This window comes from Burkholderia crassaminum (assembly GCF_964265005.1).
Classification (GTDB): Bacteria; Pseudomonadota; Gammaproteobacteria; order Burkholderiales; family Burkholderiaceae; genus Burkholderia.
The window spans coordinates 663,811-680,761 of record NZ_OZ183801.1 but is presented as its reverse complement, the minus strand read 5'-3'; the positions used below and the strand labels follow the sequence as shown (position 1 = coordinate 680,761).

At 67.6% G+C, this 16,951-nt stretch carries 15 protein-coding genes; 9 read left to right on the top strand and 6 right to left on the bottom strand.

What is annotated here, in order from left to right; genetic code table 11:
- Nucleotides 1–515 precede the first annotated feature (515 nt).
- Nucleotides 516–902, top strand: coding sequence for a RidA family protein (locus tag ACPTTF_RS36275; RefSeq protein ID WP_166959580.1), 387 nt, complete (start codon nucleotides 516–518; stop codon nucleotides 900–902).
- Between the two features lie 45 nt (nucleotides 903–947).
- Here the strand turns inward: ACPTTF_RS36275 and ACPTTF_RS36270 are convergent, their stop codons facing one another.
- Nucleotides 948–1,841 (bottom strand): LysR family transcriptional regulator, encoded by an 894-nt coding sequence (locus tag ACPTTF_RS36270; protein WP_423372343.1) that lies wholly within the window; start codon nucleotides 1,839–1,841, stop codon nucleotides 948–950.
- Between the two features lie 173 nt (nucleotides 1,842–2,014).
- On the opposite strand from ACPTTF_RS36270, the gene ACPTTF_RS36265 reads away from it, so the two are divergent.
- Complete coding sequence (locus ACPTTF_RS36265) at nucleotides 2,015–3,580, top strand: MFS transporter (RefSeq protein ID WP_423372342.1); 1,566 nt, start codon at nucleotides 2,015–2,017, stop codon at nucleotides 3,578–3,580.
- Between the two features lie 117 nt (nucleotides 3,581–3,697).
- On the opposite strand, the gene ACPTTF_RS36260 is transcribed toward ACPTTF_RS36265, so the two are convergent.
- From ACPTTF_RS36260 to ACPTTF_RS36245, 4 genes are all read right to left on the bottom strand, one after another.
- Nucleotides 3,698–5,977: an FdhF/YdeP family oxidoreductase gene (locus ACPTTF_RS36260; protein ID WP_423372341.1), complete on the bottom strand. Its 2,280-nt coding sequence runs from the start codon at nucleotides 5,975–5,977 to the stop codon at nucleotides 3,698–3,700.
- A gap of 122 nt (nucleotides 5,978–6,099) precedes the next feature.
- Complete coding sequence (locus ACPTTF_RS36255; RefSeq protein WP_423372340.1) at nucleotides 6,100–8,961, bottom strand: ATP-dependent Clp protease ATP-binding subunit; 2,862 nt, start codon at nucleotides 8,959–8,961, stop codon at nucleotides 6,100–6,102.
- A 628-nt stretch (nucleotides 8,962–9,589) separates the two neighbouring features.
- Nucleotides 9,590–9,859 (bottom strand): hypothetical protein, encoded by a 270-nt coding sequence (locus tag ACPTTF_RS36250; protein WP_423372339.1) that lies wholly within the window; start codon nucleotides 9,857–9,859, stop codon nucleotides 9,590–9,592.
- A gap of 104 nt (nucleotides 9,860–9,963) precedes the next feature.
- Nucleotides 9,964–10,779, bottom strand: a complete 816-nt coding sequence (locus tag ACPTTF_RS36245) for a family 1 encapsulin nanocompartment shell protein (protein ID WP_423372338.1) — start codon at nucleotides 10,777–10,779, stop codon at nucleotides 9,964–9,966.
- A gap of 443 nt (nucleotides 10,780–11,222) precedes the next feature.
- On the opposite strand from ACPTTF_RS36245, the gene ACPTTF_RS36240 reads away from it, so the two are divergent.
- Entirely contained in the window at nucleotides 11,223–11,612 is a 390-nt protein-coding gene (locus ACPTTF_RS36240; protein ID WP_021157953.1) for a GIY-YIG nuclease family protein, read from the top strand.
- A gap of 178 nt (nucleotides 11,613–11,790) precedes the next feature.
- Here ACPTTF_RS36240 and ACPTTF_RS36235 read toward each other — a convergent pair whose 3' ends face one another.
- Nucleotides 11,791–12,852: a Dyp-type peroxidase gene (locus ACPTTF_RS36235; protein WP_423372337.1), complete on the bottom strand. Its 1,062-nt coding sequence runs from the start codon at nucleotides 12,850–12,852 to the stop codon at nucleotides 11,791–11,793.
- Between the two features lie 368 nt (nucleotides 12,853–13,220).
- Between ACPTTF_RS36235 and ACPTTF_RS36230 the strand changes: the two genes are divergently transcribed.
- From ACPTTF_RS36230 to ACPTTF_RS36205, 6 genes are all read left to right on the top strand, one after another.
- A complete protein-coding gene (locus tag ACPTTF_RS36230; protein ID WP_423372336.1) occupies nucleotides 13,221–13,604 on the top strand; it encodes a LysR family transcriptional regulator in 384 nt (127 codons plus the stop codon).
- Nucleotides 13,601–14,050, top strand: coding sequence for a phosphate-starvation-inducible protein PsiE (locus tag ACPTTF_RS36225; protein ID WP_166959604.1), 450 nt, complete (start codon nucleotides 13,601–13,603; stop codon nucleotides 14,048–14,050). The genes ACPTTF_RS36230 and ACPTTF_RS36225 overlap by 4 nt, the downstream gene beginning before the upstream one ends.
- Nucleotides 14,051–14,104: 54 nt before the next feature.
- Nucleotides 14,105–14,302 carry a hypothetical protein gene (locus ACPTTF_RS36220; protein WP_423372335.1) on the top strand — a complete coding sequence of 66 codons (198 nt, stop codon included), beginning with the start codon at nucleotides 14,105–14,107 and terminating at the stop codon, nucleotides 14,300–14,302.
- Between the two features lie 77 nt (nucleotides 14,303–14,379).
- Nucleotides 14,380–14,835, top strand: coding sequence for a DUF1269 domain-containing protein (locus ACPTTF_RS36215; RefSeq protein ID WP_166959610.1), 456 nt, complete (start codon nucleotides 14,380–14,382; stop codon nucleotides 14,833–14,835).
- Between the two features lie 34 nt (nucleotides 14,836–14,869).
- Entirely contained in the window at nucleotides 14,870–15,124 is a 255-nt protein-coding gene (locus ACPTTF_RS36210; RefSeq protein WP_166959613.1) for a hypothetical protein, read from the top strand.
- 390 nt (nucleotides 15,125–15,514) lie between these two features.
- A complete protein-coding gene (locus ACPTTF_RS36205) occupies nucleotides 15,515–16,939 on the top strand; it encodes a PLP-dependent aminotransferase family protein (protein ID WP_423372334.1) in 1,425 nt (474 codons plus the stop codon).
- Nucleotides 16,940–16,951 lie beyond the last annotated feature (12 nt).

Genomic DNA, 16,951 nt, shown 5'->3' with positions numbered 1-16,951 from the left:
GCGCGAGGCGGCCACGGTGGCGTCTCTTGCGCTGCGCTGTCGAGGGCGCGGGCATGGCGGAGGTCGGCATTCCGTGTGGTCGCAGCGTCGCGGCCCCGGCTCTGGCTCTGGCACCGGCACCGGCTCTGACTCTGACTCTGACTCTGACTCCGGGGCTCCGGCTCCGGCTCCGGCTCCCGCTCCGGCTCCCGCTCCTGCTCCCGCTCCTGCTCCTGCTCCTGCTCCCGCTCCCGCTCCTGCTCCTGCTCCTGCTCCTGCTCCCGCTCCCGCTCCCGCTCCCGCTCCCGCTCCCGCTCCTGCTCCTGCTCCTGCTCCGAAAGGCAATGCGCCGGTCGATCGTGACGAGATGGGGAAACCGCCGATGGAGTAGAGTGCATCGGCCGGTCCGGCCGGACGCGCGGGATACGCATCGATTCAGCCGCGCGTACTGCCACACACGACCGGATCGCACCTCTTTCCGCCGACGCCAGTACCCGGCCGACGCGAGCCCGACAAATCGATTGCGGAGCAGGAGCATGCCCCTTCAACTGCATCAACCGGCCGGCGTCGCCGTGCCGTTGTCCCGTTACAGTCATGGCGTCTCGGCACCGGTCGAGGCGCGCTGGCTGCACATCTCCGGCCAGGTCGGGATCGCGCCCGACGGCAGCGTGCCGGAAGACCCGGAGCGGCAGATGGAAATCGCCTGGGACAACCTGTTCGCCGTGCTGGCCGATGCGGGCATGGCGGCTTCGGATCTGGTCAAGGTGGACGGTTTCCTGACCCGTCCCGATCTGGTGCCGCTCTATCGCACGGTGCGCGAGCGGCGGCTGGGCGGCCACGCAAGCGCGTCGACCGTCGTGATCGTCAGCGGCCTGGTCGTGCCGTCGCTGCTGGTCGAGATCCAGGCGGTCGCGGCGAAGTAGCCGGACGAGGCGTTCGGCCCGCATCCGGCCAGACGTTCGCTGCGGTCACGACGTCGCGGGAAACAGGTGCCCGGCCATGAAGTCGACGAATGCCCGTACCCTGGGCAGCAGTTGGCGATTGGACGGCCACAACACCCAGAACGTGCTCGACGCGTTCGTCCATGCGTCGAGCACCGTCGTCAGCGTGCCGTCGTCGATGGCGCGCTGCACCGCGAAATCCGGCAGGCACGCGATCCCGTGGCCGTCGATGGCCATGTGCAGCAGGGTCTCGACATGGTTGCTGGTCATGCTGGCCGGCGGCAGGACGCCGGGGTCGCCGGGCTGCCGGTGCAACGGCCATTTCTCCAGCAGGCCGGTGGTCGGGAAGCGGTGCAGCAGGCACGCGTGCTGCGCGAGTTCCTCCGGCGCGGCAGGGGGCGCATGCCGCCGGAAATACCCGGGCGAGCCGACACACAGGAAGCGGCTCGCGCCCAGGCGCCGGCTCTGCAGCCGGGAATCGCTCAGCTCGCCGGTCCGCACCACCGCATCGAAACCCTCGTCGACCACGTCCACCAGACGGTCGCTGAAATCCAGGTCGAGTTCGATTTTCGGATGGCGTTCGGCGAAGGCGGACAGCACGGGCAGCATCAGTCCGCTGACGAGCGGCAGGCTCACGCGCAGGCGCCCTTGCGGGCTTGCGTGCGTACTGGCCAGTTCGTTCTCCGCGGCAGCGACTTCGGCGAGGATCCGGCGGCAGCGATCGAGGAACAGCGCGCCTTCCGCCGTCACGCTGACGCTTCGGGTGCTGCGCTGGAACAGCCGGACGCCGAGCTTTTCCTCCAGCCGCGCGATGGCCTTGCTGACCGCCGACGCCGAAATGCCGAGCTGGCGCCCGGCCGTCGCGAAGCTGCGCGTGTCGGCCACCTGCACGAAGACGGTCATGCCGTTGAGGCTGTCCATTCGATACTCCGATTCATGACAGATCCGTCATCTTAGTCCTGAAATGAGCGTGGATTATCGGCGACTGGTTCCTCGATAGAATCAATCGCCAGCGCCATCACGCAACTGCCGCCGCGCGATTCCAGATGCCGGGCGGGCGCGGATGGTCCCCGTGACTTGCAGGAGCGCGTCCGATGACGACCACGACTACCCCCGCCACGACGGCCGCCGCGACGCATGTCGCCACCCGCCGCGTGCCGTTGATCCTGACCGGCTGCCTGACGGCGGCGGTCATTCCGTTGAGCATCGCCGGCCCCGCGGTTGCCGTCCCGTCGATCAATCATGCGCTGGGCGGCAGCACGGCCGAGCTGACCTGGATCATCAACGCGTACCTCGTCACCTACGGCAGTGCCACGCCGGCGGCGGGGAGCCTGGCGGATACCTACGGACGCAAGCGGAGCTGGCTGGGCGGCATGCTGGTGTTTGCGCTGGTCACGGCGGCCATTCCGTTCATGCCGTCGGTGCTGTGGCTCGACATCCTGCGGCTGATCCAGGGGCTGGGCGCGGCGGCGGCGTTCGCCGGCGCGATGGCGGCGCTGACCCAGGCGTTCGACGGCCATGCCCGCACGCGCGTGTTCAGCCTGATCGGCACGACCTTCGGCGCGGGCGCGGCGTTCGGGCCGTTCGTGGCCGGCGTGCTGATCGACAGCGTGGGCTGGCAATGGGTATTCCTGCTGCCGGCGGCGATCGCCGCGCTGGTGTCGGTCATGGTCGCGCTGTTCGCGAGCGAATCGCGCGACCCCGATGCCACGGGCCTGGACTGGCCCGGCGCGCTCACCTTCACCGCCGGCCTGGCGGTGTTCACCTACGGCATCGTGCTCGTGCCGGAGAAGGGCTGGGGCGATGCATCGGTCCTGTCCGCGCTCGCGGGCGCCGTCGTGCTGCTGGGCACGTTCGTGTTCGTCGAGCGGCGGCGCGACAAGCCGCTGCTCGACCTGTCGCTGTTCGCGAACGTGCGGTTCGTCGGTGTGCAGGTGCTGGCGGTGGCGCCGGCCTATACCTACGTCGTCCTGCTCATCGTGCTGCCTGCGCGGTTCATCGGCATGGAGGGCCACGGCGCGCTGGAGGCCGGCCGGATGATGATTGCGCTGTCGGCGCCGCTGCTGGTGGTGCCGTTCCTGGCCGGGCAGCTCGCTCGCTGGATCAACGTCGGCGTGCTGTCCGGGATCGGGCTCGTCATCGCGGCGGCCGGCCTGGCGTGGCTCGGCGTCAGCATCCACGACCGCGCCCATGACGGCCGGCTGCTCGCGATGCTGGTGATCGGTACGGGGATCGGCCTGCCCTGGGGGCTGATGGACGGTCTTGCGGTGAGCGTGGTGGCGAAGGAGCGGGCCGGCATGGCGGCCGGCATCTTCAACGCGGTGCGTCTGGCGGGAGACGGGCTGGCGCTCGCGGCGGTGAGCGTGATGCTGTCGGCGCGGATCGGCACGGCGCTGGCGGCGTCCGCGCGCGACGGCGTGCCGGGACTCGCGCCCGGCGGCCGTCTCGTGGAGGTCGCGAACCGGCTCGCCTTGAGCGATCTGAGCAACGCGATGGCCGGCGTGCCCGAGACGGCGCGCGCGGCGCTGCTGCGCGCGTACGAGAGTGCGTTCGGGTTTCAACTGTTCGTGCTGGCGGCTGCGGCAGCCGTGACGGCACTGCTGGTCGTTCTGTTGCTCGGCAAGGTGAGGAATACGAACGACGTGCATCAGGCGCAATAGGCGACAGCCGGCCACGTCGCGTGCGGACGCGGCCGAGCCGCACGCGGCGCGGCGTCGCGCGCCGGCGGCAGACGCGCGGGGTACATCGAGCCGCGCCCGCGCGCGCCCGCCGCTGGATCAGACTACCGCTGACCGCGCGACATGCACCGGCACCGACTTGTACGACGGCGTACCGCTTTCCTTGTCGATGTAGTCGAGCGGCACGAGCACGTTCGCTTCCGGGTAGTACGCGCCGACCGAACCCGGTGCGATGTCGTACTCGATCGCGGTGATCTTCTCGAGACGCAGCGTGCGACCCGATGCGGTGATCGTCTCGATGTCGACGAGGTCGCCGTGTTCGAGCCCGTACTTCGTGAGATCGGCTGGGTTCATGAACAGCACGTCGCGCCGCCCGAACACGCCGCGATAACGATCGTCGAGCCCGTAGATCGTCGTGTTGTACTGGTCGTGGCTGCGCAGCGTGATGAGCCGCAACACCTGCTCGCCGCCGAGCACGTCGGCATCTTCCTTCACGCCCTTGTAGACCGAGAACATCGCCTTGCCGGTCGGCGTCGGCCACACGCGCTCGGTGGGCGGCAGCGGCAGCCGGAAGCCGCCCGGCGTGCGGATGCGCTCGTTGAACGCCTCGAAGCCGGACACCGTACGGTCGATCAGGTCGCGGATGCGGTCGTAGTCGGCGATCAGGTCGAGCCACGCGACCTTGCTCGTCGGCAGCGTCGCATGCGCGATCCCCGCGACGATCGCAGGCTCCGAGCGCAGCTGGTCCGACGCCGGCTTGAGCTTGCCGGCCGACGCATGGACCATCGACATCGAATCCTCGACGGTGATCGACTGCCGGCCGCTTTCCTGCATGTCGAGCTCGGTGCGGCCGAGCACGGGCAGGACGAAGGTTTCCTTCGCGACCAGCAGGTGCGAGCGGTTCAGCTTCGTGCCGAGATGCACGCTCAGGTCGAGCTTCGCCATCGCCGGGAACGACTGCTCGGGATCGGGCAGCGCGACCGCGAAGTTGCCGCCGAGGCACAGCAGCGCCTTCGCGGTGCCGTCGATCATCGCCTGCATCGCCTGCACGGCGTCGTGCCCGTGATGCGCGGGCGGCGTGAAGCCGCACACGTCCTCGATCTTCTTCAGGAACTCGGCCGACGGCTTCTCGGTGATGCCGACCGTACGGTTGCCCTGCACGTTCGAATGGCCGCGCAGCGGGCAGACGCCGGCGCCGGGCTTGCCGATGTTGCCGCGCATCAGCAGCAGGTCGGCGATCAGGCGCACGGTTGCCGTGCCCTTGTTGTGCTGCGTGACGCCCATCCCGTACGTGATGATCGTCGCGTTCGACTTCGCGTAGGCGAGCGCGACCTGTTCGAGCTGTGCCTGGCTGAGCCCGCTCGCGCGCTCGATATCGTTCCACGACGTGGCTTCCAGGTCGGCCGAGAACGCATCGAAGCCGTCGGTATGCTGCGCGATGAAGTCGCGGTCGAGCACGTTGCCGCGTTCGGCTTCGAGCTGCAGCAGCGCCTTCATGATGCCCTTCAGCGCGGCCGCGTCGCCGCCGGCGTCGACCTGGTAGTACGTCGATGCGATCCGCGTCGAGCCGAACGACGCCATCTCGATCATGTCCTGCGGATCCGCGAAGCGTTCGAGCGCGCGCTCGCGCAGCGGGTTGAACACGATGATCGGCACGTTGCGGCGCGAGCACTCGTGCAGCGTGCCCATCATCCGCGGGTGGTTCGTGCCGGGGTTGTGGCCGATCGAGATGATCAGCTCGCACTTGTCGAAATCCTCCAGCGACACGGTGCCCTTGCCGATGCCGATCGACTGCGGCAGGCCGACGCTGGTCGGCTCGTGGCACATGTTCGAGCAGTCGGGGAAGTTGTTGGTGCCGAGCTCGCGCGCGAACAGCTGGTACAGGTACGCGGCTTCGTTCGATGCGCGGCCCGACGTATAGAACTCGACCTGCTCGGGCGGCAGCGCGCGCAGCACTTCGCCGATGCGCGCGAACGCGTCGTCCCATGTGATCTCGCGGAACGTGTCGGTCGCGCGATCGTAGACGAGCGGATGCGTGAGCCGGCCCATGTTCTCCAGTTCGTAGTCCGACATGCGCAGCAGCGACGACACGGTGTTCGCCGCGAAGAACTCGGGCGTCACGCGCTTGGTCGTCGCTTCCCACGTGACGGCCTTCGCGCCGTTCTCGCAGAACTGGAACGTCGACTTGTGTTCCTTGTCGGGCCATGCGCAGCCGGGGCAGTCGAAGCCGTCGGGCTGGTTGGTCCGCATCAGCACGATCGGCGCCTCGATGGTTTCCATCTGGGTGCGCACCGCGTCGGCTGTCGCGCGAAGCGCGCCCCAACCGCCGGCGGGCCCGTCGTACTTCCTGATGCCTGGCACTTCGCGTCGATTTGTCATGTGAATCTCCAATTGCCGGACCCGGTGCGGGCGGCTCGGTTGCGCCATGTCGCGGCGTGGGGCGGCTCCGTCCGTTGGACGGAGCCGGTCATGCATGCCCCGGATTGCAGGGCACGCGTTTTTTAGTGCGCGTCCTTCTTCGCGCCGGACGACTTCTTGCCGGACGGCTTCGCGGCCGGCGCGCGCGGCGGCGCGTCGGCGGGTGCGTTAGCGGGAGCGTCGGCGGCTTTCGCGTCGCCGGCGGCCTTGGCTGTCTTGCCGTTCGGTTTCGCGTTGCCGCCGGCGTCCTGCTTCGTGTCCTTCGCCTCCTTCGCTTCAGGCGCCGCGAGCTTGTTGAACTTCACTTCGTCGCTGGCCTTGTCGTAGTCGACCTCGCATCGGTCGCCCGACTGCAGCCGGTCGGCAAGGATCTCCTTCGCCAGCCGCGTCTCGATGGTCTGGCGAATCTGGCGCTTCAGCTCGCGTGCACCGAACTCCGGCTGGTAGCCGGCTTCGGTCAGGTGCTCGACGAGCGAATCGCCCATCACGAGCGTGATGTCCTGCGCGGCGGCCGTACGCACCACGCGGTCGAGCTGGATCTGGACGATCGAGCGGATGTTTTCCTTCGACAGCGCGTGGAAGACGATCACCTCGTCGATCCGGTTCAGGAACTCGGGGCGGAAATGGCCCTTCAGCACCTGCATCAGTTCCTCGCGGATCGCCTTGTCGGTCTTGCGCGCGGCCTCCGGTTGCGTGAGGTTGTCCATGATGATCGCGGCGCCGAGGTTGCTCGTCGCGATGATGATCGTGTTGCTGAAGTCGACCACGCGGCCCTTGCCGTCGGTCAGGCGGCCGTCGTCGAACACCTGCAGCAGCACGTTGTAGACGTCCGGGTGCGCCTTCTCGATCTCGTCGAGCAGGATCACGCTGTACGGGCGCCGCCGCACGCGCTCGGTGAGCTGGCCGCCTTCTTCGTAGCCGACATAGCCGGGCGGCGCGCCGATCAGCCGCGCGACCGCGTGCCGCTCCATGTACTCGGACATGTCAATCCGGATGATCGCCTGCTCGTCGCCGAACACGGTCTCGGCGAGTGCCTTCGCGAGCTCGGTCTTGCCGACGCCCGTCGGCCCGAGGAACAGGAACGTCGCGATCGGCCGGTTCGTCTGGCCGAGCCCCGCGCGCGACAGCCGCACGGCATCGCTGACGGCCACCACCGCGTCGCTCTGGCCGACCACGCGCTCGCGCAGTTGCTCTTCCATCTTCAGCAGCTTCTGGCGTTCTTCCTGCGTGAGTTCGGACACGGGGATGCCGGTCAGCCGCGACACGACCTCGGCCACCGATTCGACCGTCACCTCGAGCGTCTCGGAGCCCGTCTTGCGCTGCCACGCCTCCATCATCTCGTCGACGGCCTTCTGCTTCGCATTGATCTGCTCCTCGAACTGCTTCGCTTCGTCGAAGCGCTTGCGCGAGGTCGCGTAGTCCTGCTCGCGCTTCAGTTGCGCGATCTGCGCTTCGCCTTCCTGGATGTCGACCGGGCGCGACGTCGCGCCGATCCGCACACGTGCGGCGGCCTGGTCGATCAGGTCGATCGCCTTGTCGGGCAGGAAGCGCGACGTGATGTAGCGGTCGGCGAATTCCGCGGCCGCGACGAACGCGTCGTCGGCGAACGTCACCTGGTGATGCGCCTCGAGGCTGTCGCGCAGCCCGCGCAGGATCACGATCGTCTGCTCGACGCTCGGCTCCGGCACGAACACCGGCTGGAAGCGCCGCTCGAGCGCGGCGTCTTTCTCGATGTACTTCTGGTATTCGTTGAGCGTCGTCGCGCCGATCAGGCTCAGCTCGCCGCGCGCGAGCGCGGGCTTCAGCACGTTTGCGATGTCGAGGCCGCCTTCGCCGCCGCCCTGGCCCGCGCCGACGATCGTGTGCAGCTCGTCGATGAACAGGATCAGTTCGTCCTGCTTCGCAGTCACTTCGTCGATCAGCTGCTTCGCGCGCTCTTCGAATTCGCCGCGATACTTGGCGCCGGCCACCATCGAGTTGATGTTGACTTCGACGAGCCGCTTGCCGCGCAGCACCTCGGGCACGTCGCCGTTGACGATCCGCTGTGCGAGCCCTTCGACGATCGCCGTCTTGCCGACGCCCGGTTCGCCGATCAGCACCGGGTTGTTCTTCTTGCGGCGCGCGAGCACCTCGATCGTGCTCTCGATTTCCTGCGCGCGGCCGAGCACCGGGTCGAGCTTGCCCTGGCGCGCGATCGCGGTGAGGTCGCGGCCGAACTTGTCGAGGTTCGGCGTGCCGGTCGGTGCATCGACGCGGCCGTCCTCGGCACCTTTGCCGACCACCTTCACGACTTTCTGGCGCAATGCCTCGGGCGTCACGCCGTATTTCTTCAGCAGCGTGCCGGCGACGCTGTCCGGCACCGACGCGAGCCCGATCAGCAGGTGCTCGGGGCCGATGTACGAGTGGCCGAGATCGCGCGACGCCTGGAACGCGTACTGCACGGCCTTTTTCACGCGCGGCGAGATCGACAGCTTGTCGAGCGGCGCATCGGCGGCGGCCGTGCCGGTGTGTGCGTGCTCGTCGATGTAAGACCGGATGTCCTGCGGTGACAGCTTCAGTTCCTTCAGCAGCGCGGCGCACACGTCGGTGTCCGCAAGCGCGTAAAGCAGGTGTTCGGAATCGAGCTCGCTGCGACGCAACTCGTGCGCCTTCTCGGCCGCGCGCTGCAGCAGCTCCAGCGTCTGCTCGCTGAACGCGTCGGTCGGGTCGACCGATTCGCGCGGAACCTCGGCGGCGAGCGGCGATTCGTCGCCGAGCCCGCCGAACAGCGACGACGAGCCGCCACCGCCGAGCAGCGAATCGAATGGGTTCAGCATGCTCTGATGCCGCATCAGCTGACGGAAGTGGTAATCGCAGATCGAGATCGTCTTGCGCTCGCCGTCCTGCATCACGGTTGCGCGCGCGACGGCCGGCCGGGCGTGGCAGATATCGCAAAGTGCGGGCATGGTGGTCTGGCTCCTGTCGGTGAAAGTGGGTCGAAGGGTGAAGTCCCGATGCGGTGCGGCGCTTGCGCATCCCGACCGCGAACGCACGTCATGTGGCACGGCGGCGCGGCGGCGCGCGGGCCGCGACCGGGCTGTCGCGCAGCGCGCGCCGACGTCGTGCAAGGTCGCGGTCAGGACGGCAAGCGTGCGTGCCGGGAGGAGCCCACGGCATCGCTTCGACTGCGTTCAAAATAGCGAATCGGCGGAGGCCATCCAAGACACAGTTCCGCGCCGGCTCGGCCGTGAATTGCACCCTCGGATGCGGGTGCGAACGGGTGGCAAGGAGTACAGACGGGCAGGTACGCGGCGGCACGGGCGTGCGCGGCACGCGTAACGTGCGGTGACAGGAAAGAGGGGCGAGTGCCACGCGAACGGCGCGCGGTGCGACATGGGCGCGCAGGGCGCCGGTTGCCGGTGGGTGGAGAGCACCGCGGGTGGGCGGGCGTGACGGAAGCGCCGCAGGGGGGACGTGCGTCGACCGGCCAAATGCGATCACGCACGCACCGCAGACGATGCGTGTGTGGCGGCTGAAGGAGCGGGCGGGTTGCACGGTCCGGGCCGGACACGGCGCAACCGTGGTGTGCCGCGGTCAGTCCGGGAGTGTCATCGCGAGCCGTTGCCGGGCGATCTGTTTCACGTCCGTTGACAGTGCCGCATCCGGCAGGCCATTGGCCCAGACGGAGAACGAATCCTCGATCAGGTTGCGCGTGTCGGGCGGCAACTCGGCCAGGACCAGCGACATGACGGTGAACAGCACGGCGGTGTCGCCGGCCTGGCTGCCCGCGTTCGCGTCGACCGCCTTCTTCAGGTGGTCGACCGACGCCTGCAGCGCCTGCAATGCCTCATTCGACTCGCTCATCACACACTCCATGCAAAGTGGGTTCGATCGGCGACGAACATGCGGCCGGCGGTGCGGCTGGTCGCGCGCGACGCCGGGCGGGCATCGCGCGCAGGCAACCGCGGTCAGGCCGCCGTGCTGCCCTGCGGCGCCACGGCCACCGATGCTTCGCTCGTCAGCATCAGGAACGTGAACGTTTCGCGCAGGTACAGGCGGACGACCTTGTCGGTATGGCTCGTGTAGCCGATCGATACGTCTTCCCCGAGATGCAACTCGTAATCGCCGCCGCGCGTGGACAGCACGCAGCCGCCGCTGATCGCCGGCGCCCAGATGATCTCGCCGCTGACGATCCGCTTGATATGGCCGAGGACCGGATAGCCCTGGTCGCGCGCTTCGCTGAGCGCCGTGTATGCATCCGAGCCGAGCACGACCGAGTAAGGGCCGTCCACGCCGGCCAGCCGCAGTGCCTCGAGCGCGTCGCTGATCGCGTCGGGATACGCGCCGACGTCCGCCGGCAGCGTGAGCTTGCGGTTCGACGTGCCTTCGCGGATGCCGACGATGCCTGCCGCGTGGTAGCCGTCGAAGATCGCGTTGTCTTCGGCGAACGCGAGCCGCTGCGCGGCGTCCTTCGCCGGTTGCCAGTCGGCGTCGCGCGCGCCACGCTCGACGCTGTCGATCGCATCGCGGCTCAGCTCGAACGGCACCGTCAGCTCGACGATCGTGCGCACTTCGCGCAGCCGCGCATGCACGTGCTCGCGCGGCGCGTCGACTGCGACCAGGTGCCCGGTGCCGACGGCCGACAACTCGGGGCCTTCGGGGCCGTCGACATCGACCACGCGGCGGCCGGCCACCGATCGTTTGAACGTGCGTGCCACTTCCTCCTCGATTTGCTCCCAGGCGGAAGACGAGATCGGGGCGAGTTCGCGGTGCAGGTTATTCATGGATTTGGATTGCCTCACGTCAGCGGAAACACTTCATGGCGGGCCGATCGGCTGAGGGGCTGTGCGTGATGTCAGGCCAGCCGATCGCGGATGAAAATGCATATTAGCAGGCTCGATCGACACCACTGCAGCACAAATCGAAACGACACCGTGCGGTGGCGCAACTGTTATGCAATTCGCGCGGCGCGGGTGTGGGCGAGTGCGGAATGCCGCGACTGGATTGCCGCGATACAGGGGGCGTGCCGGTGGCATCGTCGCTCGGGCCGCGTTCGACGCTGTGCGGAATCAATTCCGGTCGACGTCCTGTCGCGAGTCGTGCATTCTTACGAACATTCATCCAGCCGGGTTTCTGCCAGCAGGAGGGGTTGGGCGGTCGTCGGCGCCGGGCCCGGATGAATCATAGACGCAGCCTATTGAAGCTTCACAACAAGTGGAGGTCGTTCATGGCATTACAACTCGTCTCGCCCGAAGACAAATACATGCTGAAGACGGGCGTCATCAATCACGAGGATGTCATCGGGCATTTGCGGCAGGTGTTGAACGCGTTTGCCGCGAAGCCGGAGTACAGCAAGTTCTATATCGGCATCACCAGCGACCTGTACACCCGGCTGGCGAAACATCGCGCCACCAAGCCTGACTTCAAATTGATGGCCCCGATCTATCTCGAAGCGCACAACCTGGTCGGGAACGCGTTCGACCGTCTGGAGCGCAAGGCCATCGAGACATTCCGTACCGGTATCACGCACCCCCAGTCCGGCGAACGGCTGCTGGCATGCAGCAACGGCCCGGGCGGGGCGCTGCCGAAGAACTGGCTCTATATCCTGGTGGGTTGATTCGCGTGGGCGGCGTGCAGGGAATGCAAGCCTGCGCGCGTAGCGGCCCATACGCGGTGGCACGGCGGAAGGGGCTGTTGCGCAGCGCCGCACGCGTGCGCGCCGGCCGACTGAACCGCGGCCGTTCCGGACAAGCCCGGCGCGCGGTTGCGCGCCGGACGGCCATCGGACCCTTGCGTTACGACGGGACGCCTTTCAGCGAGCCGATTTTCAGCGAACCGTCGCGTTGCGGCGCGGACGGCGAGGCTTCCGGCTGAGCGGCATCGGCGGCCGGCGCCGCGCGATCGGCGAGCGCTTCGAGCAGGTCGGCGGACGGCACGAAGAACAGCGAGCCGGTGACCGCGCGGCTGTAGTCGAGCAGGCGGTCGTAGTTGCCGGGCGGGCGGCCGACGAACATGTTCTCGAGCATCTGCTCGATCGGCGCCGGCGAGCGCGCATAGCCGATGAAATAGGTGCCGAATTCGCCTGAACCCGGGCGCCCGAACGGCATGTTGTCGCGCAGGATCTTCACTTCCTGACCGTTCTCGTCGAGCGTGGTCAGCGAGCTGTGCGAGCACGACGGCTTCACGTCCGGTGCGAGTTCGATGTCGGACAACTTGGTGCGGCCGATGATGCGCTCCTGCGTCTCGACCGCGAGCGCGTTCCAGCCGGCCATGTCGTGCAGGTACTTCTGTACGATCACGTAGCTGCCGCCCGTGAATTCCGCGTCTTCGTCGCCGATCACCGTGAAGTCGACCGCCTCGCGGCCTTCCGGGTTCTCGGTGCCGTCGACGAAGCCGATCATCGCGCGCTGGTCGAAATTGCGGAAGCCGTGCACCTCGTCGACCACCGTGACGGCATCGCCGAGCGCGCCGAGCAATTGCGTCGCGAGTTCGAAGCACAGGTCCATCGCTTCCGCGCGAATGTGCAGCAGGATGTCGCCCGGCGTCGCGACCGCGACGCGCTGCCCCGCGCCGAATTCGCGGAACGGATGCAGCGCGGCGGGGCGCGGTTCGCCGAACAGCGCATCCCATGCGTCGGCGCCGAAGCCGCACACGCAGGTGAGGTTGCCGCCCGGCACGCGCTTGCCGACCGAGCGCACGAGCGCGGCGATGTCGCCGCACCATGAACGGATCGTGTCGGCGTGATCGGCGCCGGGATTGATCGTCGCCACGAGGAAGATCGCGCTGCGCGTGATCGTGCTGTGAACGGCCTGGGAGAGCGGGGGAGGTGTCTGCATCGTGGGCTGCCGGTCAGTCATGTCGGGACGGAAGTGCCGTGGCGCGCGCAGGCGAACGGTTGAACTGTGTCATGCGACTGTTCTCTTTGTGTCATGCGGATGAAGGACGTTGCGCGGACCTCGCGCAACGGGCCGCGGCGGTGGCGGCCGGCCGCACGGCGCGTGACCTGCCCGCACCGCGTAACGTCGTCGAGCAAGCAATCTAGCAGCTTCGGCGGGGCTTTGGAACCCGTATCGCCGAACTGTCATGCGAATGCGTCAAACAGGGCCGGATTTTGGGCGGCGCCCGCGCAGCTGTACTCCTGGCGCGCGCGGCGCTGTGCTCTTGAGCGTGCGTGCCGCGTGCAGTAGATTAAGTCCCGCTGCGCCCGCCGACGAGGAGCGTCATCATGAACCTGCTGGAAGCGATGCGTGTGTATGTCGCGGTGGTCGAGCATGGCGGCCTGGCCGGCGCGGCATCCGAATTGCGGCTCGACGAAGCGCAGGTGAGCGAACGGATCGACTGTCTCGAACGGTATCTCGGCTGCCGCCTGCTGCTGTGCCGCGAGCACGACGATGTGGCCTGCACCGATGCGGGCGTCGCGTTCCACGTGTGCTGCCGGCGGACGCTGTCCGCGGTCGATCAGGCGATCGGCGCGGCCGGCCCGCATGCGCCGGCAGTGTCGAACGTGCCGGATGCGCACGATACCGATTCCGGCCCTGCCACCGCGCGCGACGCGACGTTTCCGCCGCCCGGCGCCGTTCAAGCTTCATCACCGCGACTGTCACCTTGAATACGACCACCGTTTCCTGCTCGCCGGCCGAGCGCATTCGCCGCCGCTTCGGCCATTTCCTTCACGCGGCCGAACTGGCCGGGCTGATCGTGATCGGTCTCGCGACCGCGTTCGCGATGACGCAGGAAGCGTGGAAGGTCGTGCTCGCGGGCGAAGTGTCGCTGACCGACCTGCTGCTGATGTTCCTCTATCTGGAAGTGCTCGCGATGGACGTGCGCTACCTGCGGCTCGGCCGGCTGCCGGTGCGGTTTCCGCTGTTCATTGCGATGACGTCGCTCGCGCGCGACCTGATCCTGCGCGGTGCGACCGACAGCCCCGAGCGGATGCTGATGACGACGTTCGGGATCGTGCTGCTCGCGGTAGGTGTGCTGATCCTGAGTTTCGGCCAGCATCGCTTTCCGGCGGACGTCGACGATGTCGAGGACGATGTACATGCGCGCAGGTGAGGGGCGGGCGGCAAGCCGCATGCATTTTCGATGTCCCTGCAAGGAGGGTGCGGGATGAGCACGCGTTCCGTCGAAACGAAACAGGCGATCGCACGGCAGCACGAGGCGTCGGACGCCTACCGGCTGGCGCGCGACGCGTACGATGCCGATCCGGCACACACACGCGCGCCGTCCGTCGCCGGGCTGCAGCGGGCGGCTGCGCACGCGTATGCCGATGCGGTGCGCGCACGTGTTGTGGCCACCGGCATCTGAAGCGAACCCCGGCGTGCCGTATGCGGCGCGGCGATTGCAACTGACCAAACCGATCATTCAACCGAGCGAGGTGTCGAATGACCAAGCAACTGATCGTCGCCGTGTTCGGCAGCGTCGACACGGCCCGCCAGGCCGCGAACGATTTCGAGGCGCTGTCGGACAAGCATGAGGGATTCCACATCGAGAACGGCGTCGTCGTCGAGAAGGACGCCAACGGCAAGCTCGCGGTGCTCGATGCCGAATCGCGGCCGTTCAAGGGCGGCGTGATCGGCGCGATCGCAGGCGGTTTGCTCGGCCTGCTCGCCGGGCCGCTCGGCGTGGTTACCGGCATGGCGGCCGGCGCGGGGGCCGGGATTCTCGCGCAAGCGGCCGGCAACGTGCTGCTCGACGGCACGTTCGTCGAGACGATTGCGGCACGGCTCGTGCCCGGCAGCGTCGCGGTCATCCTCGAAGCGAAGGAGGACACGCCGTTCTCGGTCGACAACGTCGTGACGGGATTCGGCGGCAAGGTCTTCCGCCAGACGCTCGATTGAGGCGCTTCCTTTCGAACTGCTTCGGGAGAACCGCATGCGCATCGATCAATCGTACCGGCGCTTCGATATCGCGGCGACGCTGTCGCCGCTGCCCGGCACCGGCAACCGCGCGATCGCGGCCGTCGACGTGACGACCGACGATCCGGCCCGCCTCGCCGATCTCGGCACCGGGCAATTCCTGCAGATCCGCAAGTGGGTCGAGTCGAACGACATCGCGCTGCTGACGGTGGTGTTCGACGAGTGCAAGGTCGCGATCGACCACTACGCGGACAACGTCGACGACGCTTGAGTTCAAGCGGGGCCCGCGCATGACCGGGCTTCGCGTGACTGCCGCCCGCGGCTGGCGGCAAGCCGCGACGACGCGCGCCGGGATGGTGCCCGGAGAACGGCCTCGCGCGATCGCGCGGGGACCTTCGTTGTCGCGTCCGAATCTGTTCACCCCGCCGGCCGGAATTCACGTTTCCCCGCCAAACTGTCACTTACATTCGTCGAAATGACGCAGTAGGATGCCGAACCTTGTCTAGATGAGATTCGCATTGCTATCCGCCTTCAATTTCGATAACGGACGAGGTTCGCACCGGGATACCCGCGCCCGGGCACGGCTATCCGGCTTCGTGCACCGGCGCGGCCACGCCGCCCATGCATCGCAGGCCGGTTCACCGCTGGCGGGGCGAGGCGGATGAAGCTCTACGAGAAATTTGCAAACGACATAGAGAGACTCATCCGGCAAGGTGTATATCGACACGGCGATCGTGTGCCGTCGGTGCGGCAGGCGAGCCAGCAGCACCGGATCAGCATCACGACCGTGCTGCACGCGTATCTGCTGCTGGAAAGCCGCGGGCTGCTGGAGAGTCGCCCGCAGTCTGGCTATTTCGTGAACCTGCGGCGCGACGACGGCCATGCGCCGGTGCGCGAACTACGGCCGTCGAAGCCGATCGCGATCTCGTCGTCGGTCGACGTGAGCCGGCTCGTGCTGTCGACGCTGCGCTCGATCGGCACCGACGACGCGGTGCCGCTCGGCTCGCCGTATCCGGACCCGAGCCTGTTTCCGTTCGAGAAGCTGAACCGCTACGCGTATGCGGCCGGCCGCGACAAGTCGCTGTGGGGTGTGACGGACGGACTGCCACCCGGGCATCCGCGGCTGATCCGGCAGATCGCGCGACGCTACCTGGAAAACGGGATGTCGGTGGACCCGAACGAAATCATCGTGACTGTCGGCGCGACGGAGGCGATCAACCTGTGCCTGCAGGCCGTGGCGAAGCCGGGCGACACGATCGCGGTGGAATCGCCGACGTTCTACGCGATGCTGCATGCGATCGAGCGGATGGGGATGAAGGCGATCGAAGTGGCGACGCATCCGGAATACGGGATCGACATCGCGGCGCTGGCCGCGATTGCGAAGTCGCAGCCGATCGCCGCGTGCATGGTGATGCCGAACTTCCAGAACCCGCTCGGCTTCCAGATGCCCGACGAGCGCAAGCGCGAACTGGTGGCGTTCGCCGCGAAAGCCGACCTGCCGGTTATCGAGAATGGTGTGTACAACGAACTGTACTTCGGCAACATGCATCCCAGCACGCTGAAGTCGTTCGACCGCCACGACATCGTGCTGCATTGCGCGTCGTTCTCGAAGAGCCTGACGGCCGCGTACCGGATCGGCTGGGCGCTGCCGGGCCGCTATCGCGAGCAGGTCGAGAAGCTGAAATTCCTGAACACGCTCGCGACACCGTCGCTGCCGCAGCTCGCGATCGCGGAGTTTCTCGAACGCGACGGCTACGAGCATCATCTGCGGCGGATTCGCAAGGCGTATGCGCAGCAGGCGAACCTGATGCGTACGATGGTGTCGCGGTTTTTCCCGGAAGGTACGCGCATTTCGAGCCCGGCGGGCGGCTACGTGCTGTGGATCGAGTTGCCCGCGCAGGTCGATGCGATGCGGCTGTACCAGCTCGCGCTGGAGCAGGGGATCACGATCGGGCCGGGCTACATGTTCTCGATCGCGGACAGCTTCCGGAACTTCATCCGTCTGAACTACAGCAGCCCGTGGTCGCCGGAGATCGAGCAGGCGGTGATCACGGTCGGCAAGCTCGCCGCATACTGCCTCGACTGACCGTGCCGCCGC

Coding starts and splice junctions, on each gene's coding strand:
- ACPTTF_RS36265 (WP_423372342.1), top strand. CDS start 2,015: ATGACGACCACGACTACCCCCGCCACGACGGCCGCCGCGACGCATGTC.
- ACPTTF_RS36250 (WP_423372339.1), bottom strand. CDS start 9,859: ATGAGCGAGTCGAATGAGGCATTGCAGGCGCTGCAGGCGTCGGTCGAC.
- ACPTTF_RS36270 (WP_423372343.1), bottom strand. CDS start 1,841: ATGGACAGCCTCAACGGCATGACCGTCTTCGTGCAGGTGGCCGACACG.
- ACPTTF_RS36275 (WP_166959580.1), top strand. CDS start 516: ATGCCCCTTCAACTGCATCAACCGGCCGGCGTCGCCGTGCCGTTGTCC.
- ACPTTF_RS36235 (WP_423372337.1), bottom strand. CDS start 12,852: ATGACTGACCGGCAGCCCACGATGCAGACACCTCCCCCGCTCTCCCAG.
- ACPTTF_RS36205 (WP_423372334.1), top strand. CDS start 15,515: ATGAAGCTCTACGAGAAATTTGCAAACGACATAGAGAGACTCATCCGG.
- ACPTTF_RS36230 (WP_423372336.1), top strand. CDS start 13,221: ATGAACCTGCTGGAAGCGATGCGTGTGTATGTCGCGGTGGTCGAGCAT.
- ACPTTF_RS36220 (WP_423372335.1), top strand. CDS start 14,105: ATGAGCACGCGTTCCGTCGAAACGAAACAGGCGATCGCACGGCAGCAC.
- ACPTTF_RS36210 (WP_166959613.1), top strand. CDS start 14,870: ATGCGCATCGATCAATCGTACCGGCGCTTCGATATCGCGGCGACGCTG.
- ACPTTF_RS36215 (WP_166959610.1), top strand. CDS start 14,380: ATGACCAAGCAACTGATCGTCGCCGTGTTCGGCAGCGTCGACACGGCC.
- ACPTTF_RS36260 (WP_423372341.1), bottom strand. CDS start 5,977: ATGACAAATCGACGCGAAGTGCCAGGCATCAGGAAGTACGACGGGCCC.
- ACPTTF_RS36255 (WP_423372340.1), bottom strand. CDS start 8,961: ATGCCCGCACTTTGCGATATCTGCCACGCCCGGCCGGCCGTCGCGCGC.
- ACPTTF_RS36245 (WP_423372338.1), bottom strand. CDS start 10,779: ATGAATAACCTGCACCGCGAACTCGCCCCGATCTCGTCTTCCGCCTGG.
- ACPTTF_RS36240 (WP_021157953.1), top strand. CDS start 11,223: ATGGCATTACAACTCGTCTCGCCCGAAGACAAATACATGCTGAAGACG.